We start from the raw sequence: 25,165 nt of genomic DNA, 5'->3' as shown, positions 1-25,165 counted from the left end.
CAAAATTTTTTTGTTGGTGCAAGAGATCTCCATTGCTATGGGGTTAATGAGTTGTTATTCTCTCTTGCTCATTGACAAATCATGTTTAGTGCATTATCTGTAACCATCTCTAAATGGTTATGATTGGTCGAACGCCTCTATATTAATTGGAAAGAGTTTCATGGATTCACGCTCAAACGACGGAAGAGACCGTCGTAATTACGAACAACGCGCTGATCGAGCCGGTGGGCGAAAGCAGAACTGGGGATCTAAAGGGCGCGGGCGCTCCGGCGGAGGTTCATGGGGCAACAGTTCCAAATCCGAACGCTCAAACTATTCTTCTGGACGCAGCTTCGGAGGAAAGAAACGATTCGATCGTGATCACAAGCAGGGGCGTCCATACGGCAAGTTCGACAATCGTCGGGACGATCGCAACTTCGAAGACCGTTCAGAACGCAGGGATCGTAAGCGTTTCGATTCTCGCGACGAAGGCAGCAACTGGAACCGCAAGGGCTCCGAAGACAGAAATCGTCGTAACAGTTGGAATGATCGCAGGGACGGCGATAATCGTAACGGGCATTCGTGGGGCGGTGACCGAGAAGACAAACGCAGTTGGAACAAGAACCGATCCACTGACAAACGCAATTTCGGCCGCGACGATAACAAGGGACGTAAGCGTAATTTCGATAACCGCTGGAGCGATTCAGAAGATCGTAACAATCGTGGTTTTGACCGTGGCGAGCGTCGCGATGATCGTCGTGGGTCTTGGAACAAGTCCCAGGATTTCGATCGCAAGCCTTGGGGAAATAAGCGAAACGATCGTCACGACGATAGGCGAGATGGCGAGCGTGGCGAAAAGCGTTGGAACAACAACCGTAATGATCGTCGCTGGGACGATCGGCGCGGTGAAAATCGCTGGGAAGAGCGTAAGGACAGGCAGCCAAGAGAACGTCGTTGGAATGACCGACGTGAGGACCGTGGCTTTGACAGTCATGATGATAGACGCGGCCAGAAGCGTTGGAATGATCGACGTGACGATCACGGCGGCGAAAAGCGCTGGGGCAATAAGCGAGACAACCAGCGAGGTCAAAAGCGCTGGGGCGATCGCAGTGGTTTCAAGAATTATGACAGAGACTTTCGTCGCGATGACAGGCCAAATAACCGTTCGTGGGATCGCGAGCCTGGTAAATTCGATCGTCGTGACGAAGACAGGCGATCGCGTGAAGACCGTCACGAGGTCAAGCGAGATCACAGGAGCTTCCGTGAAGTTCGCAACGAGCGTCTAAATCCTGGCCTGCAGAGGCCGGAAAACGAGCCCGAACCGCTAGTAGATTTCGACGAGAAGTCCATTCCGTTCACTGTGCGGGCTGAGCTTCGCGGTCTTCCCAAGGATCTTTCTGAACAGATCCAGGGCCACATCGCCGGCGCGATGGCGAGCATTGAAACTGACATGGAACTTGCTTTGGGGCATGCTCGGGCAGCTCGGCGCCTAGCTGCCCGTCTGCCAGTAATTCGTAGCATCGCTGGTGAGGTTGAGTACCAGGCTGGAAACTTCGATAAGGCACTCAGCGATTATCGAGCCGTCTTGAGGATGACCGGTAATCAGAACTATCTTCCCGTGATCGCTGACTGTGAGCGAGCCGGCGGTAAGCCTGAAGCTGCACTCCGCACTCTTAGGAATGCCAAGGATCTTGACGTTGAGCAGCAGGCTGAGGCCGTTCTTGTCGAATCAGGCGCTCGCGAAGACATGGGACAGCGCGAAGAGGCCCTTCGAGTTCTCAAGAATCAGATTTCTAGCGGGCTGGGCGGCCGATACGAGCAGGCCAGACTGCGATACGCCTATGCGAACCTCTTGGAACTAGCAGGTCAGACCAGGCAGGCGGAAGAGTGGTTCACGTCAGCTGCTAAGTATGACGACAACAACGAACTAGATACCGCAGCGCGCATCTCTGCGATAACGGGTGAGGAAATCGTTGAAGAAGCTCCTGAGGAGTTCGAGGTTCTCGATGTCGACTTCGAGGAAGAACCAATCCATGACGATAACCTCGATGACAGCGAAGAAGAAATGGTTCAGGACGAGACTTCCGAGGAAGACGAACAGCCCGAAGAAGACGCTGACGAGCTCGAGCAGAACGAGAAAGAGGAAGATGAATCGTCTAATTGATCCGTACGACTGCGCCCTTTTCGACCTCGACGGGGTCGTATATCTGGGTCCCGAACCGGTAGTTGGTGCCCCCGAAGGCATCGGCAAGCTCAGAGAGCTGGACAAGAAGATCGGGTTCGTGACTAATAACTCCGGCAGACTGCCCGAGACCGTCAGGGACCAGCTAAATGGCATGGGCGTCTATTGCGAACTTGAAGACGTCGCCACAAGCGGCCAGGCATCCCAAGATATGCTGCGCAAGGACCTAAAGCCGGGCGCTAAGGTGCTCGTCTGCGGAGCAGAAGCCTTCGACGACAAGGTTCGCGAGGCGGGTTTTGAGGTCGTCAAAACCTACGCTGATTCTCCCGAAGCAGTGATTTGCGGTTACAACCCCAAGATGCCTTGGGAACTTATCGACGAGGCGGCTCTGGCGGTGCAGAATGGCGTGCCCTGGTACGCCTCTAACCCGGACGCGACACGTCCCACCGATCGAGGAATCGTGCCGGGCGCTGGCGGTGTGCTGATGTTGATCGAGCTTTGCGCTCCTGGTCACAAGCCCGTGATTGCCGGTAAGCCGTACCGGCCGTTACTGGACTACACGATCGAACGAATGGGCGTTTCCGTTCCGATTTTCGTGGGTGACAGGCTGGACACCGATATCGAGGGTGCATACAACGTGGGCATCGACTCGTTCATGGTGTTTACCGGAGCTCATGGCAAACGCGATCTGATTTACGCAGCAGAGCACCAGCGTCCCACTTACATCGGCGCCGATATTCGTTCCATGAGCGAACCCGCACGCACTGCAACCGTGGATGGGCACGTCGCCACATGCAACGGGACCACCGTTCGGATCGAGAACGGCAGATTAGTCGCGGATGCAATGCCTTCCGACTACGAGGGCCAGCTCGATGCCCTCTGGGCGGGTAGCCAGCTTTCTTGGGCTAACGATGTAGACGCGGAAGACTTTCTGGTGGCACTAGATGACGTCCACTGATGATGCTCCGATGAGTGACGCTGGACGGATTCCCGTTACGGGCAATCACGCGGTCGACAGGGTCTTAGAAGAGTTGGGCGATATATCGGAGCTCTCTCCGAGCGATCGACTAGCCAAGCTTGCTAAGGCCCAAGACGGCCTGACTAGGGTCCTCGAAAGGTCTCGGGAATCAATTCCTATGCCGAAACCGAAAAATTGATTCGGCTAGACAAGGCTGTCCAGGCCCAGGTCAGGTCGCGCACTCGGGCGCAGAAACTGATCAGGTCGGGCAAGGTTCAGGTTAACGGTAAAACCGTCCTTAAACCCTCATTTGGAGTCGGCGAATACGACGTAATTGAGGTTGAAAACGATCGATGGGTTTCCAGGGCAGCCTACAAACTTCTTGGCGCGCTTGAGGGGCTTCAGGAAGCTGGCATCCAACTTCCGGAAAGCCCGAGGGTGCTTGACGCAGGTGCATCAACAGGTGGCTTCACTCAGGTGATGCTTGATGCGGGTGCCCGTCGGATCTATGCGGTTGATGTCGGCCACGATCAACTCGATGAGACAATCCGCTCACACGAGCGAGTAGAGGTCAGGGAAGGTCTCAACCTGCGAGATTTAGTGCTGTCAGATTTGGATTCCGAGCCAGTCGACTTGATTGTCGGGGATGTGTCATTCATCTCGTTAAAACTGCTATTGAAACCGCTAGCGGGTGTCCTCAAACCAGATGGATTGGCGTTATTACTAGTTAAGCCACAGTTCGAAGTTGGCAAGGATCAGCTCGGAGCTGGCGGTGTCGTGCGAAGCGATGAGCTTCGTCGCGAAAGCGTAACCGCAGTAATAGAGGAGGCAAGAGGGGTCGGATGGAATCCCATCTGGAGCGCCGACAGCAAGCTGCCTGGACCATCTGGGAATCGCGAGATTTTTGTCTGCTTCAACGCGACCGGGCAGAACAATTGAATGGGCTGGCTTAGGCAGCCTAGAACTAGCAGATAAGCTCGAAGGTATGAGTCGAAAAGTCGCGTTCGTGGTGCATCCTGCCAAGCCTGAGGCGGTAGATGCCGCATTGGGATTCGCTCAAGGGATGAGCGAGAAAGCGATTGAGTGCCTGGGATTTGGGCAGCGCGCCGAATTAGTTGCAGATAAGTGCGCTAACGTACAGATTTGTCGGCCTGAAGACCTCACCAACGATGTCGAGGTGATGGTCGTTTTCGGTGGTGACGGCACAATTCTCGCCGCGGCAGAGATGGCCGTGCCACATGGCATACCTCTGCTGGGTGTCAACCTTGGACACGTCGGATTTCTCGCGGAACTCGACCCCTCGAACATCCCAGAACTAATCGAACAGGTTATTTCTAGACACTACGATGTCGAGGAGCGCTTGACTCTCGACGTCAGCGTCAACGACAACGGAGAAGAAGTCTGGCATTCTTTCGCCGTCAATGAGGTGACGATCGAGAAACATGCCAAGACGAAGATGCTGGATCTGCTTATCGAGGTCGACGGGCTACCGCTATATCGGTTCGGGTGTGACGGGTTGCTAGTCTCAACTCCAACGGGGTCTACCGCTTACGCTTTTTCGCTTTCTGGGCCGGTTGTGTGGCCTGACGTCGAGGCCTTTTTGGTTGTTCCGATGGCTGCCCACGCGCTGTTCGCGCGTCCACTGGTGCTTGCCCCTGACTCGCAGGTGGATGTCTGCGTTGCCGACGACACTGGGTCCCAGCTTGTCTTGTGGTGCGATGGACGTAGAACCGTCGACATGCCGCCGAGCGCGAAAATTAACGTCAAGCAGAACGCTAAGAAAATGCTCGTGGCGCGCCTTTCGGAGCAGCCTTTTACTTCCAGGCTAGTTAAAAAATTCAAACTAAATGTCGAAGGATTTAGGCACTAATGCTCACTAGTCTTCGCATTAAAGATTTAGGCGTCATCTCGTCGTCAACCCTGGATTTTGAGCCAGGAATGACTGTGCTCACGGGCGAAACCGGAGCCGGTAAAACGATGATTGTTAGCGGCCTCGGGCTGCTGCTCGGAGCGAGAAGCGACTCTGGGCTTGTCCGTCTAGGTTCCCAAAAGTGTCTGGTCGAGGGAACTTTTGATGCAGACAAAATAGTTGACGAGCTAGGCCAGTGCGGTGCCGAGATCGATGACGGCGAGGTTCTTTTCGTCCGACAAATAAGCAAAACTGGCAGATCTAGATCTTTCGCGGGTGGTGTGCAGATTCCGCTTGGCAAGCTAGGAGCTCTGACCGGAGAGCTTGCAACTTTGCACGGGCAATCCGAGCAGATTCGGTTGGGCACTTCGGAGCGTCAGAGGCAGGTGCTAGATCATGCTGCAGCACATGAGCAACTGCTCGAGGAATACCGAGAGCTATATGCTTTGCGGGCCCAGACCAGAGATGAATTGACGGAGGTCCGAAACAACGCCCAGGCCAGGGCCAGGGAACACGACGTTCTTGCTTACGGCTTAGACGAGATCGAAAAGGTGGATCCCCAGCCCGGCGAGGATAAGGAACTCGCCGCAGAGGCCGCAAGACTCCAGGCAGTCGATGATTTAAGGACCCTGGCGGCACGAGCTAACCGTGCACTGTCTGGATCTCCGAGCGGCGATATAGACGAGCCTGGCGCATCTGGGCTGTTATTCGAAACCGTGAAAGCTCTCGAGCAGGTTGCCGACCTTGATGAGTCTGGTGCCCAGCTTGCCGAAGCTGCCCGGCAGGCGAGTTTTGCTGTCGAAGATCTGTCTTCGAGCGTCGCAAGCTATCTCGCCAACCTGGAGGGCGACCCTCTGAGGCTGGAGGCTATTGGCCAACGCAGGGCAAAGCTGCAGGAGCTGACCCGCAAGTACGGTGATTCTATTGATGACGTGCTTGCCTGGGCGCAGAACGCCAGCAAACGCGTTCTAGAACTAAGCGACGATGACTCGAAGATAGCCAAACTATCGGAGCAGCTAGCCAAAATCGAGGCAAAGCTGCTTGAGGTCGGCAAGAAACTCAGCACGAGCAGAAAAAACGCAGCGGACAGGCTGGCTGAGAAGGCGATGGGGGAGCTGACCGCGCTCGCCCTGCCGCATGCCAGGTTGGTTTTCCACCTAGACCCTTTAGACGAACCCGGCCCTTGGGGTTTGGAAAAGGTTCAGCTACTGTTTTCCGCCAATCCAGGGAGCAAACCTGCGCCGCTAGCCAAGGTCGCATCTGGAGGTGAGCTGTCCCGAGTCAGGCTGGCACTTGAAGTGGTATTGGCGGCAGGAGACGAGGGCCACGTCTTCGTGTTCGACGAGGTCGATGCCGGCGTCGGCGGTGCGGTGGCGACCGAGATTGGTCGCCGCTTGGCCATGCTAGCTAAGCATTCCCAGGTGATCGTCGTAACCCACTTGGCCCAAGTAGCAGCCTTCGGCGACGCACATTACGTGATCGCGAAATCAAGCGACGGCGAGGTTACAACCAGTGGAGTGACGCGGCTCGACGACGAAGCCAGGCTTACCGAGTTGGCAAGAATGATGGGCGGTTCCGATACGAAGACCGCTCTTGCCCACGCCAAAGAACTCAGGCAGCAGGCTGAAGATATTTAGAGGAATCGTGCCCAATTCCTAAGCGAGCTAGCCCAAATTGATTAGCGACACTGGTCACAATCTCTAATGAGACTATTTAGTCTCGACGAGTGGGCTTGAGGAGATGGCGAAAACGCTTAAAGTGCGAGAGTCTTCGGCGCCTTTTCTCACCTTTAAATCTCATCTTTCAATGGGTAACGCTTCAGCGGTATTCTGCTAGAAAACACCTCGGAGGTATCGATGAATCAGCTGCCATTATTTGGTCACGGCAGGCACTTGCTATCTACCCAACAGTTCAACGACGAAAATCTGAGCAATCTTTTTGCCCTGGCGGATGCAGTCGATCCGATCGCTGCCGGCGAAGCGGTTTGCACGGTCCTTGACGGTGCAATCCTTGGCTCGTTGTTCTTCGAGCCCAGCACGCGAACTCGCCTAAGCTTTGAGTCCGCATTCCTCAGGCTCGGCGGCGAAGTAACGACCACTACCGGGTTCACCTTCTCGTCAATGGCTAAGGGTGAGTCGATTCATGACACCGCTCGCGTAGTTTCCGGATATTCCGATGTGTTGGTCGTTCGCCACCCGGATGAGGGTTCTGTACAAGAATTCGCCAACGCTTCGCTTGTTCCAGTTGTTAACGCTGGAGATGGGGCAGGGGAGCACCCAAGCCAGGCGCTTCTTGACGTTTACACCCTCAGCCGTGAGCTGAAGAAGCGCGATCTCGGCGTCGATAGCAGGACCATCGCGATCATTGGCGACCTGAAATACGGCAGGACCGTTCACTCTCTGATGAAGCTGCTCAGCTTGCACAAGGGCCTCACCTTCAAGGTGTACAGCCCGTCCAGCCTCGAACTGCCCGAGCCGATTGCTGAATACGCTAGAGCGCGCGGCCATGAGGTAGTTGATTGCGACAGCGTCATTGAAGCCGTATCCGGTTCGGATGTTGTTTACTGCACACGTGTCCAGCGCGAGCGCATGACCGACGAGGTTAAGCGTGGCGACAAATTCCGCGGCAGGCTGCTGGATAAGGAAATGCTTCGCGAAGCAGACGCGCTCGACATCATCATCATGCACCCGCTGCCAAGGGATTCGCGTTCGGCAAGCTTCGACCTGTCTGACGACGTTGATGACCTGCCTGGCCTGTCTATCTTCCGTCAGACCGACAACGGTCTACGAATCAGGATGGCAATCTTCCTGACCGTTCTGGGTTGCTCCGTGGACTCGGTGAAGGCCACGCTTAAGCAGCGTCCGTGGCACGCGAAGCTGGATTGGGACGTAAAATATTAGAGACTAATTAGAGAATATTGGTTTTGGTTCAGCTGAACTTTCCCGGACGATCAGTTGGGAAGCGACCTTGATCGTCTCACTTTTCTCTGTGGCAAAACCTATTTTTCGGATTAAGAGGTCTAAGGCATTTAGAGCTACAGCAGTCTTGCTTATGGCGACTGTACTTAACTTTGGTGACAATATACGGCTGTAAGGGGTGTCGTCTGTTCCAATTATGCTCATGTCACCAGGGACCGAAACCCCTCTTTCTGAAATCCTCTGTAGGATTCCCATAGCTACTAGGTCGTTGTGAGTAATTGCAGCAGTGCATTTTGAGGCAAGTACAAGATCTCCCGCAGAATAGCCACCAGTTAGCGTGGGAGCTACGCGGGTAAGAAGCTTAAAATCTGACTCAGTCTTTTTGGCGCTTTCCTCAAGAGTTCTTTGAATAATTTGATCAGACCTAGAGTTCGACGGTCCACCGACATAGCAAATTCTGCTATGTCCTAGCGCAACCAGGTGGGAGAATGCCTGCTCCATCCCTACACTGACATCTACCATGACGCTAGAAAACCCACTCAGACTTCGGTTCACTAAAACGGTCTTGCTGGGATAGGCGCTTGAAAGAATCGTATTGTCATCCGATCTGGGAGAGACCAAAATTAATCCGGATAGATCTCTTACCGCGCTTATTATCAATTGAGTTTCAGTCTCCAAATGCTCCTGAGAATCAGCGACTACTGTGAAGAAGCCTCTTTGCCAAGCATGAGTCGAGATCGCCCTACTTATCTCACTAAAAAAAGGATTTTCGCCGTCTGGGACTATAACGGCAAGTGTTCCTTTGATAGTCGGATAATTTGATTCGGTAGTACTGGTATAGCCGTGGCGGTCCGTTTTCGTACCAGTTACTAATGTTCCTATACCGCGAGCTCTGTGAACTAAATTTTTGTCAACTAGGAGCTGAATTGCCTTCCTCACCGTGGGGCGAGAGAGTCTTAAACGTTCAGCTAATTTGACCTCTCCCTCTAGCATAGAACCATTTTTTATTTCGCCAGATTTGATAGAATTCTCGAGGTTCGAGGCTAGTTGAACATAGAGGGGCACAGCCGAACCTCTGTCTAAGCGTATAAAAGGATTTTGGTTGGACATCTCGCGGTTCCTAGCGTGTTGAGCAAGTTTAGAGTCTAACCCAAATGTTAGCTAATGTCATTAAATGTTTCGTTGCGTAATATGTTTTTTGACCGGGTTTTACACATGCAACTGTAACGATATGGTAAACATTGTTAAATGTAAGTAGACATTGGATCCTACTAGTGCGGTAATTGGGTCAAGTTCTATAGGTAGTTCCGGATTAAGATTCTGGGCAGTCAACAAGGATGTTGCTAATGAGTAGAAAAAAGAATTTCAGGCTCGCTTCAGGTGCTCTTGCGGCTGTGCTTTGTTTATCGATGACAGGGTGTGGATCTGCTAAAGAAAGTGATGTTAAAACGCTAGATGTAATGATGTCTCCTCATGCTCTGACGGACCACATTCAAAACAATTTGTCAGAATTTGAGCAAGAAAATGACGTTAAAGTAAATATAACTAGCCTGAATGAAGACCAGGTATCCCAGCAGCTAAGGGTTGAGCTGGGAGCCGCAAACTCCAAAACTGATGTATTCCTGTTTAGGCCTCCACAGGATTCGGCCCAGTTTGTCAATAATGGTTGGATTCAAAGCCTTGACGACAAAGTGTCTGAGGAAGGGTTTGACTGGGAAGATTTTGGGCCTGCAGCTAGAGAGGCTGTAACCAGCAGGGAAGGTAACGTAGTTGCCGTCCCGGTTGCTACAGCACGACAAATGCTCTTTTATCGAAAAGATCTGCTCGACGCCAATGGCATTTCGGTCCCGACAAATTTGGATGAGCTTAAATCTGCAGCTGCAAAGCTGAAAACCGGTGATATGGCTGGAATTTGTATGCGCGGGCAGAAGGCTCAGGCAGTTACAACTTGGGCTCAGTTCCTTTATCAGTTCGATGGGGATTGGAATGAAGGCGCTGAACCCTACGGTGATGCTCGTTTGAACAGTAAAGAAGCTGTTGAAGCGTTTAAGTATTACGGAGACCTTCTTCGAGAAAGCGGTCCAGATGGCGTTCTGAATATGTCATGGGCTGAATGTAGCGCTTTGTTCCAGCAGGGAAAGGTCGCCATGTTGATCGAGGGCGATGATAGGTGGCCCGAATTTACCGATCCAGCTAAATCCACTCTGACTGCTGAACAAGTGGGATACGCTAAGTCGCCAGCGCATACCTCCTCGGTGACTCCCCAAGCTTTAGCGATCAGTGCGTTTAGCGATAATCCCGACATTGCATGGAAATTTGTTAAATGGGCTACTAGTAAAGAAATGGCTGCAAAGATGCAGAGCGTAGGTGTAATGGGCGCACGCGATTCAGCGTGGGAGGCTCCTGAAACTAAAGAATTTTTCCCCGATGCTGTTATTGAAGCGGTTAGGTTTGGCAATGCTGAAGGAGTTCCCTATGACCGGCCTCGAATTGTGAAGGTTGGCGAAGCTAGGGACGCTATTGGTGAGGTTATTGTGAGCGCAATTGAAGGGAAAGATGTGGAAGCTAGTGCAGAAACAGCTAACAAGTCTTTCCAGGCTTTAATTGATGCGGAAAAACAAGAATTCGGAATTAAATAATTTCTGTAATAGGTGGCATCTTTAAATAGATGCCACCTATTTCAATCAGGAGTGGGGTTGTAGTGAGGTTTTTAAATAAACATATTAGAGCAACTTTCGTAATTCCGGCTTTTATTTTCACGGCAGTAGTTTTAATTTTCCCGCTAATCTATACGGGTTATGTAAGCATGACTGTATGGAGCGGTAGTGCTCTAAAAGATCCGAAATGGCTCGGGTTTGGTAATTACATAAACTTGTTTACTAGTGATGCTAGATTTGTTCCGGCTGTTTGGAGAACTCTTCTATTCACGCTGGTAACTGTTGTGGGTGAAGTCGTTTTAGGATACATGGCAGCTTTGTTGCTCAGAAAATCTTTCAGGGGGCAAAGTGTTGTGCGAACGATTATTTTGCTTCCAGTCGTAGCTACTCCTGTTGCGATCGCAATGGCCTGGATGCTTATTCTTGACCCTAACATCGGCCTCGGAAATATAATTTTGAAATCTTTAGGATTCGGAACACAACATTTTTTAGCTGATCCGAGTGGCGCCATTTGGTGGCTGATGCTCATCGATATTTGGCAGTGGACTCCTATGATGATTCTCATTTTGTTGGCCGGTTTAACTGCTCTTCCAGAAGAGCCCTACGAGGCGGCAATGGTCGATGGTGCATCTGCGTGGCAGAGATTCTGGCATTTGACTTTTCCGCTAATGCTCCCCTCTATGTTTTCTGCGATAATCTTGCGTTTAGTGGACTCGCTTAAGACTTTCGACATTATTTATTCAACAACAAAGGGTGGGCCTGGAAGCTCTACGGAAACATTGAATATTTATGGATTCCTACAAGCCTTTGAGTACACAAACTTTGGATTGTCCTCATCGGTGATCGTTGTTTTTATAGCGATCGTGCTTGCAATAACACTTCTTACTTCGAGAATTCAAAATAGGGCTGAGGCGATTCTGAAATGACATCCATGGTTAAGCGGGCATCGTCGTCTGGTGAAAGAAAAATTCCCATAAAGAGGAAAGCTGCAGGCGTTTTTCGTTTCATTTCTATCGCGTTAATAGCTTTCTTATGTGCATTCCCAATTATTTGGATGGTGCTTTCTTCTTTTAAGTTGAATGTCGACATATATAACCCAAGCAAGTTGTTTGTGTTCGATGCAACTATAGAAAATTATGCGAAAATTCTTACTGAAAGTAACATTCCTGAAGCTACTTTGCACTCAGTTGTTGTTGCTGTAGGGGCAACTCTATTCTCGTTAGTAATCGGTCTTCCTGCTGCGTATGTGATTTCTAGATTTACAATGAGAACAACAAGTGTGGTTTTGCTTTTGGTTAGGATGCTTCCTGGAATTACTTATCTTGTCCCTTGGTACATTCTTCTTACGAGGATGAAATTAGTGGGAAGCTATTTCTCGTTAATTATGAGCCACATGATCATTACTATGCCAATGGTTATTTGGATTATGATTAGTTTCTTTGATGCGGTTCCGCGAGATATAGAAGATGCAGCGAGAATAGATGGTCTTTCTCGTATAGGAACTTTCGTTAGGGTTGTTTTACCGCTGTCGAAGTCTGGTATCGCAACGTCCGCACTGCTGTCTTTCATATTCTCTTGGAACCATCTGCTCTTCTCGATGATCCTTGGAGCTTCCAGTAAGAAAACACTCCCTGTTGCTCTGTTCGATTTTGTTGGATATGCGAGCATCGATTGGGGTGGACTTATGGCTGCTGCAGTATTGATGACAATTCCAATTTTCGTGTTTTCTTTATTCGCTCAAAAACACATTATTTCTGGTTTATCATCAGGCGCTACTAAAGGTTGATCTGGAAAGTTTTTTTAGAAATGGAGTGTGCATTAAGCTCCGAGGTAAGCTTCAACTAGTGATTCACCAATTCCAAGGTGTATGAATTGTAAAATTTGGAAGTTGAGCATGATCGATCAACAGGAGTCGTGGAAGGTAATCCGGCACACGGTTAAGGCCGAGGGCAGGGTTCAAGACTTCATCGAGGACGAGGTTGAGCTTCCCTCCGGTGGGTCAATGGTTCGTCAATACGCCGATCACCCCGGAGCGGTGAGCATCATCGCGCTGGATGACAAAGGACGAATCGCGGTCGTCGATCAATACCGGCACCCGGTTCGGATGAGGCTGATCGAGCCCCCCGCAGGGCTGATGGACGTCGCACACGAAGATCCGCTAGTGGCTGCCAAGCGCGAGCTTGCCGAGGAAGCGATGCTTTCTGCCGGCAAGTGGTCCGTCTTGGTCGATATCTTCACTTCGCCTGGTGGTCTTGCCGAGCCCATCCGTGTCTACTTGGCCCGCGATCTCAAACCCGCGCCTCGTCCGGAAGGCTTCGTCGTGGAGGACGAAGAAGCCGAAATGAGCGTGCACTGGATAGATCTGGACGAATTAGTCGAAAACGTCTATGCGGGTAAGATCCAGAGCCCGACCATGGTCAACGGCGTGCTTAGCCTCAAGCTTGCGCTGGAACAGGGCCGCGTCGAAGATCTGCGCCCAGCCGATTCGCCTTGGCCTGCACGTGAGCGTCTGGTCGAACGCAGGTCGCAGTCTTAATGGGGCTAGACCGGCTGTTACAGGGCTATCTCGATCACGTAATCGTCGAACGAGGGCTATCTATAAACACTGTCGCCGCGTATCGCAGGGACCTAGGCAGGTACATAGACTGGCTAAAAGCTAGGGCCGTAGACGATATAGACGTCGTCGATTCAGAGACGATCAACGCGTATCAAACGCAATTGTCGACTGGAGACGGCGAGCATCCGGCACTAGCGAAATCTTCCGTCGCTAGGGCGATGGTGGCCATCAGGAACCTGCACTCTTTCGCTGCCCAGGAGGGGCTGACGAAAGAGGACGTCGGTAAGTCGATAGCCGTCCCGAAACTGGGAAAGAGGCTGCCGAAGGCGCTAGATATCGACGAGGTGCAAAGGCTGCTGGGCTCTATCGACACCTCTGAACCGCTAGGGCTCAGAGACTCTTGCCTCCTAGAACTTTTATACGGCACCGGAGCCCGAATCAGTGAGGTTCTTGATTTAGACGTAGATGACGTCACTTCCGTGCTGGAAGATCCCGATTCGGGGCTGAGGCTGTTGGGCAAAGGCAGTAAACAGAGGATCGTCCCGCTTGGTTCATATGCCCGGAAAGCGCTAGATGCGTGGCTGGTTCGTGGGCGTCCCGCTCTGCTGGGAAAGGCTAAAAAATCTACTGCTGCGCTTTTCCTGAACACGCTAGGTCGCAGGCTTTCCAGGCAATCCGCTTGGGCCATCCTGCGTGAGCGTGCGGCAAGTGCTGGCATCACTAAGGAGATAAGCCCGCACAGCCTTCGGCACAGCTTCGCCACCCACCTTCTCGAAGGCGGAGCCGACATCAGGGTCGTTCAAGAACTGCTAGGTCACTCGTCGGTAACAACGACTCAGATCTACACCGAAGTGACGATCGAAAAGTTGCGTGAGGTCTATATAACCGCACACCCCAGGGCAAGGTAATACGTCAGTTCTAAAAAGCAGACTTGTCGACTATTGTTGTTTTCGAACGATAGGAGTGTGTGATGAGCGATGAGCTCTTTGAATTGCCAGAACAAGACGAGGAAAACGTCGATTTAGCTGGCCGTCCCATTCCGGACTATCCCGAGCCTCAGCCCCCGGCCCCGGGCCCAAAGAACGCCATCGTCATCTCTATGACGAACCAAAAGGGCGGGGTCGGTAAGACCACTAGCAGCATTAATCTCGGCGCAACGATCGCAGAGACCGGACGCAAGGTGCTGCTCGTTGACTTCGACCCGCAGGGTTCTCTTTCCGTTGGGTTGGGAGTAAACCCGCACACTCTCGAACTGAGCGTGTACAACCTTTTACTCTCGGATCAATACAGCTTCGACGACGTGGTTATTCCCGACGCGGCGCCCGGCTGCGATCTGCTGCCCGCAAACATCGACCTGTCAGCCGCAGAGATCCAGCTCGTCAGCGAGGTTGCTCGCGAGTTGACGCTCAAGAGGCTGCTTTACAAGGTTCGCGATCGCTACGACTACATCATCATCGACTGCGCGCCTTCGCTCGGCCTGCTTACGGTCAACGCTTTGACGGCGTCGAATTGGGCCCTGGTGCCTCTCGAGTGCGAATTCTTCGCGCTTCGTGGCGTCGCTCTGCTCTACGACACGATCAACAAGGTGAAGGACAGGCTTAACCCCGAGCTCGATCTGCTGGGCATCCTGCCGACGATGGTGGACACCCGAACGATCCACACTAGGGAGGTCTTCGAGCGAATCATCGAGGCTTTCGGAGACAAGGTCTTCCACACCATAATCAAGCGCACCGTCAGGTTCCCGGAGACGACCGTGGCTGGCGAACCAATCACCAGCTACGCTCCCTCTTCTCCTGGAGCTGACGCATATCGCCAGCTGGGCAGGGAGGTGCTCGCACGATGCGAGTAGATCGCAGCTCGATAGCAGCTAATCTCGAGGCCAAGACTTCGGATCTGCCGGGAGCGAACGAACTCTTTCGTAAGACGATGGGCCAGCCTGCGCAGGAGCAGACCAAAAAAACGCCAGCTCCGAAGCAGCAGGACCAGGCTCGTCCGAAGCATGACGAAAAAATCACCGTCTACATCTCCAGCGAACAGCTGATGGCCTTAGAACAGGCGAGGCTGAGGCTCAAGGCGGAGTTTGGTCTTCGGGTCGATCGAGGCAAGCTGGTGCGTGCCGCAGTCGCGCTAGCCATCAACGATCTGGATGAGCGCGGTGGCGAGGCCAACGTTGTCAATATGCTTGAGCAAGAGGGCTAGACATGGCTTCCGCCTCGGACGAACACAGCTTCGTCGACGTCGAGGGCAACCCGTTTACCGTTAGCCTGGACAATTTCGAGGGCCCCTTCGACCTCTTGCTGCAACTAATCTCGAAGCGGCGCCTAGACGTGACAGAGATCGCGCTGAGCGAAGTCACCGACGAATTCGTTGCGCATGCGAAGGCCGGGACGAAGATCTGGGATCTAGCGACGACCAGCCAGTTTCTTCTCGTTGCCGCCACGCTTCTGGACCTTAAGGCTGCTCGACTGCTGCCGAAGGGGGAAGTGGAAGACGAGGAGGACCTGGAAATTCTCGCGGCCCGCGACCTCCTGTTCGCAAGGCTCTTGCAGTATCGGGCATACAAGGAAATATCTAAGTGGTTCGCAGCTTCGCTAGAGGCTGCAGAGCATATTCACTACAGGCCCGGCGGGCTCGAAAGTAAATTCGCCGATGTGCTGCCGGAGGTCCAGTTTCCTGGTGGGCTGGAACGCTTCACGAAAGTTGCGGTGAAGGTTTTCACGCCACAGGAAATGCCGGAGATGCCGCTGAGTCAGCTGCATATCGTGCAGGTGAGCGTGCAGGAAGAGGGTACCAAGGTGGTAAAAAAGCTGCGGGCGGCGAAAACAATGACATTTCGGGCGCTATGTGCCGACGCCGACAAGCTACACACAGTGGTTAGGTTCCTTTCTTTGCTGGAGCTATTCCGTCAGAAGCAAGTGACTTTTGAACAACTAACACCTCTCGGCGAGTTGACCGTGCATTGGTCCGGAAGAGACAACGGCGAAATTCAATTCAGCGGAGAATTCGACGAAACGAGTGAAGAATGATCGAAGAAACTGAGCTTGACCGAACCCCGCAGGAGATCTCGGGAGAACTCGAGGCGATCCTGATCATGGCCACCGAGGCCCTCAGCGTCGAAGAACTAGCGCATGCAGTAAGCGCGGAGGAATCCGTCGTCAGGGAAGCCCTAGAGGCGCTTTCTGAGTTCTATAACGAAACTGGCAGGGGATTTCAGCTTCGAAATGTTGCCGGCGGTTGGCGTTACGCTACTCGTCCTGAGCACGAGGAAGTAATTAAAACTTGGATCATCGAGGGCCAGCAGAACAAACTTACGCAGGCTAGCCTCGAGACGCTCGCCGTCATCGCTTACATGCAACCCGTCTCACGGTCGAGAGTCTCCGCGGTCAGGGGAGTGAACGTTGACGGCGTGGTGCGCACGCTCATCGCTCGTGGGCTCGTCGAGCAAGAAGGAAACGACGAACAGACCGGCGCCACGATGCTCAGAACCACCGATTATTTCCTCGAACGGCTAGGCTTGGCTAGCCTCGCAGATCTACCACCTATCGCGCCGCTGCTGCCGGATGCGAACCAGCTGGAGCAGGAACTAGCCGGGCTGGCTGGCGAACCAGAAGAAAACGCCGACGAAACGTCAGGAGAAGAAAATGAGTGATGACGACAAGATTCGGCTGCAGAAGGTGCTCGCTCAGGCGGGCGTCGCTAGCCGCAGAGCAAGTGAAGAAATGATTGCCGAGGGTCGCGTCGAGGTCAACGGCGAAATCGTGCTGCGACAAGGTTTACGGGTAGATCCGGACAAGGACGAGATCAGGGTGGACGGCTCCCGAATTCCGACCGCGCGCAGGCATGTTTACGTCGTGTTGAACAAGCCTCGCGGCGTGGTTTCCACTATGGACGACCCCCAGGGCCGCGAGACGCTGCTCGACTACGTGGATTCGCGCACAAGGCTGTTCCATGTAGGACGTCTTGACACGGATACCGAAGGCCTGATTCTGCTCACCAATGACGGTGAGTTCACCCACCGCATGACGCACCCCAGTTACGAGGTGCCGAAAGTATACCTAGTGGAATGCGAAGGCAGGATCGAGAACCACGCGCTAAAGCGGCTGAAGAAGGGCGTAACGCTGGAAGATGGCCCCGCGCGAGCAGATAATGTGAAGCTGGTTTCGCGCACGGAATCTCGCTCCATGGTCGAGGTCACTTTGCATGAGGGCCGCAACCGAATCGTTCGCCGAATGTTCGACACGATCGGCCACCCCGTCCGCAGGTTGTCGCGCATCAAGATCGGGCCGGTCAAGCTCGGCAGGCTGAAAGTAGGCGAGAGTAGGGAACTGACCCGCAACGAACTCGGCGAGCTTTTAGACCTAGTAAAGATGTAGCAGGTAATGTTTCATAGCGTGCAGAAACGTTTTGTAAAAGTTCTATCCGCTGCTGCAATCTCAGCTTTGATGCTGACTGGTTGCTCGGGCGGTAACGCAGATAACGCCGACAGCTCCGCAGCCCCTTCGGGCAGCCCGTCGGCCACCGCCTCGGTCCAGAAGAAGAAGCTCGGCTCGCTTGACGACGTCAAGGTATCGGACAACTTCGGCGAAAAGCCGACCGTCGAGGGCATCGACTACCCGGTCGAGGTAGAAGAAACGATGTCTAAGGTGATCGTCGAGGGCGACGGTGCCGAGGTACCCAACGATAACGCCACCGTCGAGGTGCACTACATGGGCATTAACGGCACCACCGGCGAGACCTTCGACGATAGTTACAACCGCGGTAGCTCCACCTATTTCCCGCTTGACGGCGTCATCAAGGGATTCCAGAAGGGCCTGGTCGGCAAGAAGGAGGGCAGCCGCGTTCTGATCGCCGCCGCCAGCTCCGACGGCTACGACCCGATGGGCATGCCGCAGGCGAAGATCAACCCCGGCGACACCTTGTTCTTCGTGGTTGATGTTGTTCGCACCGAGCAGCCGGCAGTTTCCGGCAAAATGTCTAGCCCGGCAGGCTTCCCAAAAGTTAGTGACCAGGACGGCAAGCCCGTTATTGACATAGCAGGAGTGGCTGCGCCGAAAGAGGCAGCCTCTGCGGTTCTGGTCGAAGGCAAGGGACGTGCGCTGGCAGACGGCGACATTCTGAAGTCGCATTCCGTGTGTACCACCTGGGATGGAAAGCAGTATTACAGCGACTTCGGCAACAAGGCCGTGATCGACGCCAAGGCGTCTCAACAGAAGCCGCTGGAGCCCCTCTGGCAGCAGTTGGTTGGGAAGAAGGAGGGCAGCCGCGTGCTGGTCACTCTTCCCGGTTCGGTCGCTTACCCGAAGGGCAACCCGAATCCGCCGCTAGAGCCGAACACTTCGGTTGCTTGCGTGGTGGACATCCTCTTCACTCAGCCCATTCCTAAGCAGGGCTAAAAACGGAGTCTAAAACAGGCTTCCGGAAATGACCCAGTCGTTCCAGATCGCCTCGCTTTGGCGCCAATCGGTGCCGGCGAGGCGATCTTTTAGTTCTTTTGGCGTATTTGCGGGGGGCAGGCCGGCGGACTCGCAAAGCTTCGCGAAAAACTCCCGAGGCCCTGCCTTGAGATCTCGAAGCGTGTAACCGCCGTCGCGTTTTGCAAGCCTGTCTCCGTTTTCGTTAACGGCAAGCCCAACGTGGACGTAAGTGGGCACCACGAAGCCGAGTTTTGAGGCAAGCCATGCTTGGCGGGGCGAGGAGTCGAGTAGGTCGCGGCCACGAACGACCTGGTTCACTCCGCCGAGCCCGTCGTCAACCACGGCCGCTAGGTTATATGCGGGCGTGCCGTCGGCGCGGAATAGTACAAAGTCGTCGACGACGCCGGTGACGTCTCCCGCATGGATATCGTGGACCGTGAACGTTGCTTGTTCGGCGCGAACGCGGATCGCTGGCTTGCGGTTCTGCCGTTTTTCGTCCCGCTGGGCTTGGGTAAGGATCGCGCACGTTCCGGGATATGGGCGGTAGTCGCCGTGCGGTGCCTGCGATGCCGCTGCGATCTCGCGTCTAGTGCAGAAACACTCGTAGGTTTCGAGCTTCGACGCCGCCTCACGGTAAACCTCGATACGTTCGGACTGGCGCCATACCGGTTCTGGCCAGCTGAGCCCGAGACTACGAAGGTCTTCGATCTGCCTGCGAGCCACACCGGGTGCTGCCGCCACGCGCTGCTGATCAAGATCCTCAACGCGCAGCAGCATCTCGCCGCCTTCCGCGTTCGCGAAGAGCCAGGCGAGAACTGCGGTGCGAAGGTTTCCGATGTGCAGATCAGAGGTTGGGCTAGGGGCAAAGCGACCGATTGTTTTCACACAATTAAGGTTAGCCCGCTCAGACGGTGGCATTGCGCTCGTAGCAATAGCTAATGGCCCGAAAGCGCAAAGTCGTTTCCAGCGCACTGCTAGATTTGATTTCGTGGCGCAGAAGAAATCAGAGCGGTTGATGAATTTAACGATCATGCTGCTTTCCGCCAACAAATACGTCTCCCGTGACGAGATCCGAGCCCGCATAGAGGGTTATAGAGACCTGAACGATTCCAACTTTGAGCGCACATTTGAACGCGACAAGGACGAGCTGCGCGCCAGAGGCGTCCCAATCGAGACCGGCAGCAACTCGGCACTTTTCAGTGACGAGACCGGCTACATGATCAAACGCAGCGATTATGAACTCCCTGAAGTCCAGTTCAGCAAGGATGAGACGGCTCTACTTTCGCTAGCATCGAGCGTCTGGCAGCAGGCAAGCACTTCAGACCAGGCTAGGAAGGCCCTGCTAAAGCTGCGCGCAGGTGGAGTCGAAATTGAATCCGATCGCGAGGATGGAGTGCTGGAAACTCGGGTGAGCGTTGAGGACCCGTCATTCGAGCCGATCTGGGAGGCGCTCGCTGAAAAGCGCGTAGTCTCTTTCGAGTATCGCAACTCTCCGGCCACGAGGATCGTTCAGCCGTGGCGTCTAGTTATGCGCTCAAACATCTGGTACCTGCTGGGCTACGACGTGACGAAGGAATCGTCGCGAATTTTCAGACTTAACCGCATAACGTCGAACGTTAAGGTTGGCGAGGTCGCCGATTATGAAATTCCTGATTCGCAAACTTTAAACGACATGGCTGCTTCGATCGCCCCTAGCGGTGACAACGGCGAGGCCGTTTTGGCCATTCGGAAGTCTCACGCGCCCGCTCTTCGTCGCCGCGGCGAACGCATCGAATGGAGAGGTGAGCTTCCTGAAGGCTTTCAGGTCTGGCGGGTTAGGCTGCCGTACAATCCCGTGGCCGAAATCGCAAGCTTTGGCTCGCAGGTGCTTGTGCTCGAACCGGACCAACTGAAAAACCAGGTGATCGAGCGATTAAAGCAAGTGATAGGTGCCCACGGGGGTGAGCATGAAGAATAAAGACCAGCTCTGCAGAATGTTGGCGATTCTTCCTCTTGCCCAGAGCGGAGAGAGCCTGACAACCAAGTCGTTGGCAAAGATGTTTGGCATAACCAAACGCCAGGTTATAAACGATCTTTCGACGTTATTCATGTGTGGTTTGCCGGGCGGATATCCGGACGATTTGATTGACGTTGATATGGACGCGGCCATCGAAGATGGCGTGATCCAGATCAGCAATGCGGAGTACCTGAACAGGCCGCTGCGTCTGACGCAGGACGAGGCTATGAGCCTGCTCGCAGCGCTTGAAGTTGTTCGCGAGGCGGCCACCGGAGAACAAGCGAAAACGGCGAATTCTGCGATAGCGAAGCTTGAAGAAATCACGGGCGCCGGAAGCGGGGTCCATTTCGAGATTTCGTCGGGCTCCGATGAAGTGCGCGATCGGTTAGCCGCCGCAATCTCTAATAACAACAGAGTCAAACTCGTCTACGATGGCGCGTCACGGGCCGTCACGACGCAACCTGTCATCGACCCGGTTCTCATCGAGGTCAGGCATGGCGTGGCATATCTGAACGCTTGGAGCTTGGACGCCAAAGATTGGCGGGTCTACAGGTTCGATCGAATAATCAGCGTGGAATACACCGGGCAGAGCGCCGAAGACCACGGCGAGGCGCCGAGCGGCCAGTGGTTCGAAAAGGAGAAGGATGTTGTGCTCGTCCTCGCTCCGGATGCCGCATGGGTTTGCGAATACCACCCGTGCGAAGTTCTCGAGCGCAAAACTGATGGCTCGGTGCGCGCCCGATTCAAAGTGGCGAGCGACGCCTGGCTCACGTCGATTCTTTTGCGTCTTGGCGACGGCGCCCGCGTCGAAGACGAATCTCTAGCGAAGGATGCCGTGCACGCCGCGCAACAAACACTGAAGATGTACGACCAGATCGAGAAACAATGACTGACACTGAGATGCTGGCCGAGTTCTCGGCTGGCTACGGCTTTAAATTCGACGATTTCCAGATCAAGGCATGCCAGCGAGTCTTGGATGGCTCCGGCGTTTTGGTCGCAGCTCCCACAGGTTCGGGCAAAACAGTGGTTGGAGAATTTGGCTGCTGGCTTGCTTTGCAGACCGGCAAAAAATGCTTCTACACCACACCGATTAAGGCGCTTAGCAACCAGAAATATCACGACTTGGTTGCCCGCTACGGAGCCGATTCGGTTGGCCTGCTCACCGGCGATCAGTCAGTTAACTCCGAGGCCGACGTCGTCGTCATGACTACCGAAGTGTTGCGGAACATGCTCTACGCGGGTTCTCGTACGCTGCAGGGTCTTGGCTACGTGGTGATGGACGAGGTTCACTACCTGGCCGATCGATTCCGCGGCGCCGTCTGGGAAGAGGTTATTCTTGGCCTGGCGCCAGACGTCGACCTGATCTGCCTATCCGCCACGGTCAGCAACGCGGAGGAATTCGGCGAGTGGCTAGACGAGGTGCGAGGAGACGTCGCGGTTGTCGTCAGCGAAAAACGCCCAGTTGATTTAGCCCAGCACATGCTGGTCAACGAACAAGTGATCGACCTGTTCGTTAATGGCAAGGTGAATCAGAAGCTGCTAAAGCTGGAGCGCGGCGAAGCCAGAAACCAGCGCGACGATTCCAGGAGGCCCAGAGGGCGCTCGGGTAAGGGCAAGCGCAACGTCAGCTTTGGTTCCGGAAGGTACGGCGGTGCAGCCGCTAGCCGCTATCGCGATCGCGGCGACGATAGAAGAAAAACCCTCCGGCCGTCTAGGGGACAGATGGTTCGGGGCTTGGCGAAAGAGAACCTGCTGCCCGCGATCGTTTTCGTGTTCAGCCGTGCTGGATGCGATGGCGCGGTTCAGCAACTACTTGGCACCAACATCGTGCTGACGAATTCAGTAGAGCGCTCCGAGCTAATGCGGATCGCTGAAAAGTACTCCGCACAGTTGACCTACGATGACAAGCTGGCGCTTGGTTGGGACAATTTCGTCGAGGCTCTTGGGCGCGGTATCGCGGCTCACCACGCAGGATTGCTGCCGGCATTCAAGGCGATCATCGAGGAGGGCTTCACCAGGGGCCTGATCAAGGTGGTATTCGCAACCGAAACCCTAGCGTTGGGAATCAACATGCCTGCCAGGACCGTCCTCATTGAACGGCTGGTGAAATACAACGGTGAGGCGCACGTCGACATCACGCCCGGCGAATACACCCAGCTAACTGGGCGTGCGGGCAGACGGGGGATCGACACCGAGGGACATGCAGTCGTCGCATGGCAGCCTGGCATCGATCCGCGTGCTGTCGCTGGCCTGGCGTCGAAGCGAACCTACCCGCTTCGTTCCAGCTTCACTCCCAACTACAACATGGCCGTTAACTTGGTCGGGACTATAGGTAGAGACCGAGCGCGAGCACTTCTGGAGCAGAGCTTTGCCCAGTTCCAGGCAGATCGAAAGGTCGTGAAGGCAGCCAGACTGCACGCCACCGAAGCTAACCGGGCCAAAGAGCTTTGGGAACAAGCCACTTGTTCTAAAGGTGACTTCCGCGAATACGCGAACCTTCGTGAGCAGATCAGCCAGCTAGAAAATGAGGTTGCGAAGCTGCGTAAGGGCGACAAGCGTGCCGAGGTGTTGGACTTCCTCTTCGGACTGGAGCCTGGAGACGTCATCTGGGTTCCTGCAGGCAAACACAAGGGTTGGGCTGCGGTCGCCGATCCTGGACGTCCGCCAGTGCCACATCCGCTGGTGATGACGCAGAAGCACATTGCTTTGAGGCTGACCGACGGTGACTTTCCAGTTCCGGGTGTTGTGCGCTCAAGGGTTCGGGTGCCGAAGAAGTTCGACCAACGCTCGGCAGCCGACAGGAAGGCGTTCGCGAGATCGCTTGATGCTCGGCTAGAGACTATCGACCGGACTCCACCACCGGCATCGAAGCCAGGCAGAGATAAGCAGCTTGCGGCCGAGATAGACGAGCTGCGCGCCCAGCTCCGAGAGCACCCTTGCCATTCTTGTCCAGATCGGGAGGCCCATGCGCGCAGCGCAGAGCAGGCTATTCGTATCGAGCGCAAGGTTGCTCCTAAGCCGAAGAGCCGAAATTCTATTTCCGCACAGTTCGATCGAATTTGCCTAGTGCTTGACTCTCTCGGTTATCTAGACGGCGATGTGGTTACCGACGACGGAAAGATGCTGCAGCGCATCTATTCCGAACTAGATCTTGTTGTTGCAGAGTGCGTGCGGCAGAACGTCTTTGTTGATCTTGGCGTGCCCTCCTTGGCGGCAGTGCTTTCGACCCTCGTCTATGAGGCCCGACGCGCTGATTCGGGCAGGTTCTTCTCTATGCCAGACCGCGATTCCGAGGCCGTGCAGACGCAGGTTCGTCGAATCTGGCGAGACATCAACAAGGTCGAGCGCGATGCGAGAGTTGAGCGTAGCCGTTCGCCAGAGATCGGGTTCGCTGAGCTGGCCTATCGATGGGCTGCTGGCGAAGGGCTTGCCGACTTGCTGGATGACTCCGACATGCCTGCCGGCGACTTCGTGCGCTGGGTGCGTCAGGTTATCGATCTAGCAAGCCAGCTATCAAACGCCCCTGGAGCGCAACCGATTCGGGAAACCTGCCGGGGTGTGGTCAACTCCATGCGTCGTGACATAGTCGACTTCGGCGCCGAATAGTTCCTTTGGACGAAACCTGGAAAACTCTTGTTGGGCAGTTAAGCTTTAGCTCATGAGTTTAGCTATCCGTGTCATTCCGTGCCTCGACGTCAACGCCGGACGTGTGGTCAAAGGCGTCAACTTTGAGAACCTGCGCGACGCCGGCGATCCGGTTGAACTGGCAGCACGCTACAACGAGCAAGGCGCCGACGAGCTGACTTTCCTAGACATTTCCGCGACCAACGAGGGCAGGGCGACTACCCGCGACATGGTGCGTAGGTGCGCCGAGACCGTCTTCATTCCGCTAACCGTAGGCGGAGGAGTACGCTCGGTTGAAGACGTCGATGATCTGCTGCGTTGTGGAGCCGACAAGGTCGGCATCAACACGGCAGCGATCGCTAATCCGCAGCTGCTAACGGACGTAAGCAATAGGTTCGGTAAGCAGGTCGTCGTGCTCAGTCTTGATGCCCGTCGCCAGGACGATCAGCCTTCCGGCTTTGGCGTCACCACTCACGGTGGCAAGCGCCCGGCGAATTTGGACGCAATCGAGTGGGCCAAGGAAGCACAAGACAGGGGAGTTGGCGAGATCCTGTTGACATCAATGGATGCCGACGGCACGACTAGCGGTTTCGACATCGAGATGATCAAGGCAGTACGCGAGGTCGTCGACGTCCCGATCATCGCTTCGGGCGGAGCAGGCACGGTTCAGCATTTCATCGATGCCGCAAAGGCCGGCGCAGATGCGCTTTTGGCGGCATCAGTTTTCCATTACGAAACCATTACGATTGCCGAAGTCAAACAGGGTTTGGCAAACGCTGGGATAGAAGTAAGAAAATAACCTTATCCACCATTTGAGACGCATTGTGAAACGGTAAAACTTGCCGATATATTTTCATTCATGCGTAGCAACGAGCTAGTAATCGTTTAGCGCTTCTCGGCAGAATCTTGCCGGCCGGTTGGTCTGCAAGGTAGTGAAGCTCAGAAGCGCTCCCTCGAATGCCCAAAGGCAT

Annotated in this window: 24 protein-coding genes; 22 read left to right on the top strand and 2 right to left on the bottom strand. The window is 54.4% G+C overall.

From position 1 onward, the window contains the following. The first annotated feature begins 160 nt into the window (after window positions 1-160). From HMPREF1255_RS09385 to pyrB, 7 genes are all read left to right on the top strand, one after another. Window positions 161-2,143, top strand: a complete 1,983-nt coding sequence (locus tag HMPREF1255_RS09385; protein WP_024110707.1) for a tetratricopeptide repeat protein — start codon at window positions 161-163, stop codon at window positions 2,141-2,143. After that, window positions 2,127-3,119 carry an HAD-IIA family hydrolase gene (locus HMPREF1255_RS04355; protein WP_024110766.1) on the top strand — a complete coding sequence of 331 codons (993 nt, stop codon included), beginning with the start codon at window positions 2,127-2,129 and terminating at the stop codon, window positions 3,117-3,119. Before HMPREF1255_RS09385 ends, HMPREF1255_RS04355 begins: the two co-directional genes overlap by 17 nt. Further along, window positions 3,106-3,318 (top strand): hypothetical protein, encoded by a 213-nt coding sequence (locus HMPREF1255_RS04350; protein ID WP_036916869.1) that lies wholly within the window; start codon window positions 3,106-3,108, stop codon window positions 3,316-3,318. The genes HMPREF1255_RS04355 and HMPREF1255_RS04350 overlap by 14 nt, the downstream gene beginning before the upstream one ends. Further along, the gene (locus HMPREF1255_RS04345; protein WP_036917112.1) at window positions 3,318-4,058 is read left to right on the top strand and encodes a TlyA family RNA methyltransferase; all 741 of its coding nucleotides are present in this window, start codon (window positions 3,318-3,320) and stop codon (window positions 4,056-4,058) included. The genes HMPREF1255_RS04350 and HMPREF1255_RS04345 overlap by 1 nt, the downstream gene beginning before the upstream one ends. Window positions 4,059-4,104: 46 nt before the next feature. Further along, window positions 4,105-4,989, top strand: a complete 885-nt coding sequence (locus HMPREF1255_RS04340; protein WP_024110898.1) for an NAD kinase — start codon at window positions 4,105-4,107, stop codon at window positions 4,987-4,989. Next, window positions 4,989-6,665, top strand: a complete 1,677-nt coding sequence (gene recN, locus HMPREF1255_RS04335) for a DNA repair protein RecN (RefSeq protein ID WP_024110554.1) — start codon at window positions 4,989-4,991, stop codon at window positions 6,663-6,665. Before HMPREF1255_RS04340 ends, recN begins: the two co-directional genes overlap by 1 nt. Before the next feature lie 219 nt (window positions 6,666-6,884). Beyond that, window positions 6,885-7,928: an aspartate carbamoyltransferase gene (pyrB, locus tag HMPREF1255_RS04330; protein WP_024110613.1), complete on the top strand. Its 1,044-nt coding sequence runs from the start codon at window positions 6,885-6,887 to the stop codon at window positions 7,926-7,928. Window positions 7,929-7,931: 3 nt separating this feature from the next. On the opposite strand, the gene HMPREF1255_RS04325 is transcribed toward pyrB, so the two are convergent. Beyond that, on the bottom strand, window positions 7,932-9,056 hold the full coding sequence (locus HMPREF1255_RS04325; RefSeq protein ID WP_024110642.1) for a substrate-binding domain-containing protein: 1,125 nt from the start codon (window positions 9,054-9,056) through the stop codon (window positions 7,932-7,934). 236 nt (window positions 9,057-9,292) lie between these two features. On the opposite strand from HMPREF1255_RS04325, the gene HMPREF1255_RS04320 reads away from it, so the two are divergent. The 11 genes from HMPREF1255_RS04320 (at window position 9,293) to HMPREF1255_RS04270 (ending at window position 18,553) form a co-directional block, all read left to right on the top strand. Then, a complete protein-coding gene (locus HMPREF1255_RS04320) occupies window positions 9,293-10,585 on the top strand; it encodes an ABC transporter substrate-binding protein (protein WP_024110854.1) in 1,293 nt (430 codons plus the stop codon). Window positions 10,586-10,647: 62 nt separating this feature from the next. Further along, on the top strand, window positions 10,648-11,529 hold the full coding sequence (locus HMPREF1255_RS04315; RefSeq protein ID WP_024110763.1) for a carbohydrate ABC transporter permease: 882 nt from the start codon (window positions 10,648-10,650) through the stop codon (window positions 11,527-11,529). Continuing rightward, window positions 11,526-12,389, top strand: a complete 864-nt coding sequence (locus HMPREF1255_RS04310; RefSeq protein WP_024110961.1) for a carbohydrate ABC transporter permease — start codon at window positions 11,526-11,528, stop codon at window positions 12,387-12,389. Before HMPREF1255_RS04315 ends, HMPREF1255_RS04310 begins: the two co-directional genes overlap by 4 nt. A 108-nt stretch (window positions 12,390-12,497) precedes the next feature. Further along, on the top strand, window positions 12,498-13,139 hold the full coding sequence (locus tag HMPREF1255_RS04305; protein ID WP_016455658.1) for an NUDIX hydrolase: 642 nt from the start codon (window positions 12,498-12,500) through the stop codon (window positions 13,137-13,139). Beyond that, window positions 13,139-14,068: a site-specific tyrosine recombinase XerD gene (gene xerD / locus HMPREF1255_RS04300; RefSeq protein WP_024110616.1), complete on the top strand. Its 930-nt coding sequence runs from the start codon at window positions 13,139-13,141 to the stop codon at window positions 14,066-14,068. Before HMPREF1255_RS04305 ends, xerD begins: the two co-directional genes overlap by 1 nt. A 62-nt stretch (window positions 14,069-14,130) precedes the next feature. Next, window positions 14,131-15,009, top strand: a complete 879-nt coding sequence (locus HMPREF1255_RS04295; protein WP_024110550.1) for a ParA family protein — start codon at window positions 14,131-14,133, stop codon at window positions 15,007-15,009. Further along, complete coding sequence (locus tag HMPREF1255_RS04290; RefSeq protein ID WP_016455661.1) at window positions 15,000-15,359, top strand: hypothetical protein; 360 nt, start codon at window positions 15,000-15,002, stop codon at window positions 15,357-15,359. The genes HMPREF1255_RS04295 and HMPREF1255_RS04290 overlap by 10 nt, the downstream gene beginning before the upstream one ends. A gap of 2 nt (window positions 15,360-15,361) precedes the next feature. After that, window positions 15,362-16,186: a ScpA family protein gene (locus tag HMPREF1255_RS04285; RefSeq protein WP_024110677.1), complete on the top strand. Its 825-nt coding sequence runs from the start codon at window positions 15,362-15,364 to the stop codon at window positions 16,184-16,186. After that, a complete protein-coding gene (gene scpB / locus HMPREF1255_RS04280) occupies window positions 16,183-16,809 on the top strand; it encodes an SMC-Scp complex subunit ScpB (protein WP_024110843.1) in 627 nt (208 codons plus the stop codon). The genes HMPREF1255_RS04285 and scpB overlap by 4 nt, the downstream gene beginning before the upstream one ends. Next, on the top strand, window positions 16,802-17,533 hold the full coding sequence (locus HMPREF1255_RS04275) for a pseudouridine synthase (protein WP_024110527.1): 732 nt from the start codon (window positions 16,802-16,804) through the stop codon (window positions 17,531-17,533). Before scpB ends, HMPREF1255_RS04275 begins: the two co-directional genes overlap by 8 nt. 18 nt (window positions 17,534-17,551) lie before the next feature. Further along, window positions 17,552-18,553, top strand: coding sequence for an FKBP-type peptidyl-prolyl cis-trans isomerase (locus tag HMPREF1255_RS04270; protein ID WP_024110732.1), 1,002 nt, complete (start codon window positions 17,552-17,554; stop codon window positions 18,551-18,553). A 9-nt stretch (window positions 18,554-18,562) separates the two neighbouring features. Here the strand turns inward: HMPREF1255_RS04270 and gluQRS are convergent, their stop codons facing one another. Next, window positions 18,563-19,459 (bottom strand): tRNA glutamyl-Q(34) synthetase GluQRS, encoded by an 897-nt coding sequence (gene gluQRS / locus HMPREF1255_RS04265; RefSeq protein ID WP_231376306.1) that lies wholly within the window; start codon window positions 19,457-19,459, stop codon window positions 18,563-18,565. A gap of 103 nt (window positions 19,460-19,562) precedes the next feature. Between gluQRS and HMPREF1255_RS04260 the strand changes: the two genes are divergently transcribed. From HMPREF1255_RS04260 to hisF, 4 genes are read left to right on the top strand one after another with little or no spacing between them, the layout of a single operon-like run. Beyond that, a complete protein-coding gene (locus tag HMPREF1255_RS04260; RefSeq protein ID WP_036916861.1) occupies window positions 19,563-20,531 on the top strand; it encodes a YafY family protein in 969 nt (322 codons plus the stop codon). After that, window positions 20,521-21,459 carry a YafY family protein gene (locus tag HMPREF1255_RS04255; protein WP_016455668.1) on the top strand — a complete coding sequence of 313 codons (939 nt, stop codon included), beginning with the start codon at window positions 20,521-20,523 and terminating at the stop codon, window positions 21,457-21,459. Before HMPREF1255_RS04260 ends, HMPREF1255_RS04255 begins: the two co-directional genes overlap by 11 nt. Next, window positions 21,456-24,176 (top strand): RNA helicase, encoded by a 2,721-nt coding sequence (locus HMPREF1255_RS04250; protein ID WP_016455669.1) that lies wholly within the window; start codon window positions 21,456-21,458, stop codon window positions 24,174-24,176. The genes HMPREF1255_RS04255 and HMPREF1255_RS04250 overlap by 4 nt, the downstream gene beginning before the upstream one ends. 52 nt (window positions 24,177-24,228) lie before the next feature. After that, entirely contained in the window at window positions 24,229-24,993 is a 765-nt protein-coding gene (gene hisF, locus HMPREF1255_RS04245) for an imidazole glycerol phosphate synthase subunit HisF (protein ID WP_016455670.1), read from the top strand. Window positions 24,994-25,165 lie beyond the last annotated feature (172 nt).

Origin of the sequence: Propionimicrobium sp. BV2F7 (assembly GCF_000510445.1) — a bacterium.
GTDB classification, from domain to species: Bacteria; Actinomycetota; Actinomycetes; order Propionibacteriales; family Propionibacteriaceae; genus Propionimicrobium; species Propionimicrobium lymphophilum.
Note: the sequence above shows the minus strand (reverse complement) of the source record. Positions and strands in the feature narration are given on the sequence as shown.

Coding starts and splice junctions, on each gene's coding strand:
- HMPREF1255_RS09385 (WP_024110707.1), top strand. CDS start 161: ATGGATTCACGCTCAAACGACGGAAGAGACCGTCGTAATTACGAACAA.
- HMPREF1255_RS04355 (WP_024110766.1), top strand. CDS start 2,127: ATGAATCGTCTAATTGATCCGTACGACTGCGCCCTTTTCGACCTCGAC.
- HMPREF1255_RS04350 (WP_036916869.1), top strand. CDS start 3,106: ATGACGTCCACTGATGATGCTCCGATGAGTGACGCTGGACGGATTCCC.
- HMPREF1255_RS04340 (WP_024110898.1), top strand. CDS start 4,105: ATGAGTCGAAAAGTCGCGTTCGTGGTGCATCCTGCCAAGCCTGAGGCG.
- recN (WP_024110554.1), top strand. CDS start 4,989: ATGCTCACTAGTCTTCGCATTAAAGATTTAGGCGTCATCTCGTCGTCA.
- pyrB (WP_024110613.1), top strand. CDS start 6,885: ATGAATCAGCTGCCATTATTTGGTCACGGCAGGCACTTGCTATCTACC.
- HMPREF1255_RS04325 (WP_024110642.1), bottom strand. CDS start 9,056: ATGTCCAACCAAAATCCTTTTATACGCTTAGACAGAGGTTCGGCTGTG.
- HMPREF1255_RS04320 (WP_024110854.1), top strand. CDS start 9,293: ATGAGTAGAAAAAAGAATTTCAGGCTCGCTTCAGGTGCTCTTGCGGCT.
- HMPREF1255_RS04310 (WP_024110961.1), top strand. CDS start 11,526: ATGACATCCATGGTTAAGCGGGCATCGTCGTCTGGTGAAAGAAAAATT.
- HMPREF1255_RS04305 (WP_016455658.1), top strand. CDS start 12,498: ATGATCGATCAACAGGAGTCGTGGAAGGTAATCCGGCACACGGTTAAG.
- xerD (WP_024110616.1), top strand. CDS start 13,139: ATGGGGCTAGACCGGCTGTTACAGGGCTATCTCGATCACGTAATCGTC.
- HMPREF1255_RS04295 (WP_024110550.1), top strand. CDS start 14,131: ATGAGCGATGAGCTCTTTGAATTGCCAGAACAAGACGAGGAAAACGTC.
- HMPREF1255_RS04290 (WP_016455661.1), top strand. CDS start 15,000: ATGCGAGTAGATCGCAGCTCGATAGCAGCTAATCTCGAGGCCAAGACT.
- HMPREF1255_RS04285 (WP_024110677.1), top strand. CDS start 15,362: ATGGCTTCCGCCTCGGACGAACACAGCTTCGTCGACGTCGAGGGCAAC.
- scpB (WP_024110843.1), top strand. CDS start 16,183: ATGATCGAAGAAACTGAGCTTGACCGAACCCCGCAGGAGATCTCGGGA.
- HMPREF1255_RS04275 (WP_024110527.1), top strand. CDS start 16,802: ATGAGTGATGACGACAAGATTCGGCTGCAGAAGGTGCTCGCTCAGGCG.
- HMPREF1255_RS04255 (WP_016455668.1), top strand. CDS start 20,521: ATGAAGAATAAAGACCAGCTCTGCAGAATGTTGGCGATTCTTCCTCTT.
- HMPREF1255_RS04250 (WP_016455669.1), top strand. CDS start 21,456: ATGACTGACACTGAGATGCTGGCCGAGTTCTCGGCTGGCTACGGCTTT.
- hisF (WP_016455670.1), top strand. CDS start 24,229: ATGAGTTTAGCTATCCGTGTCATTCCGTGCCTCGACGTCAACGCCGGA.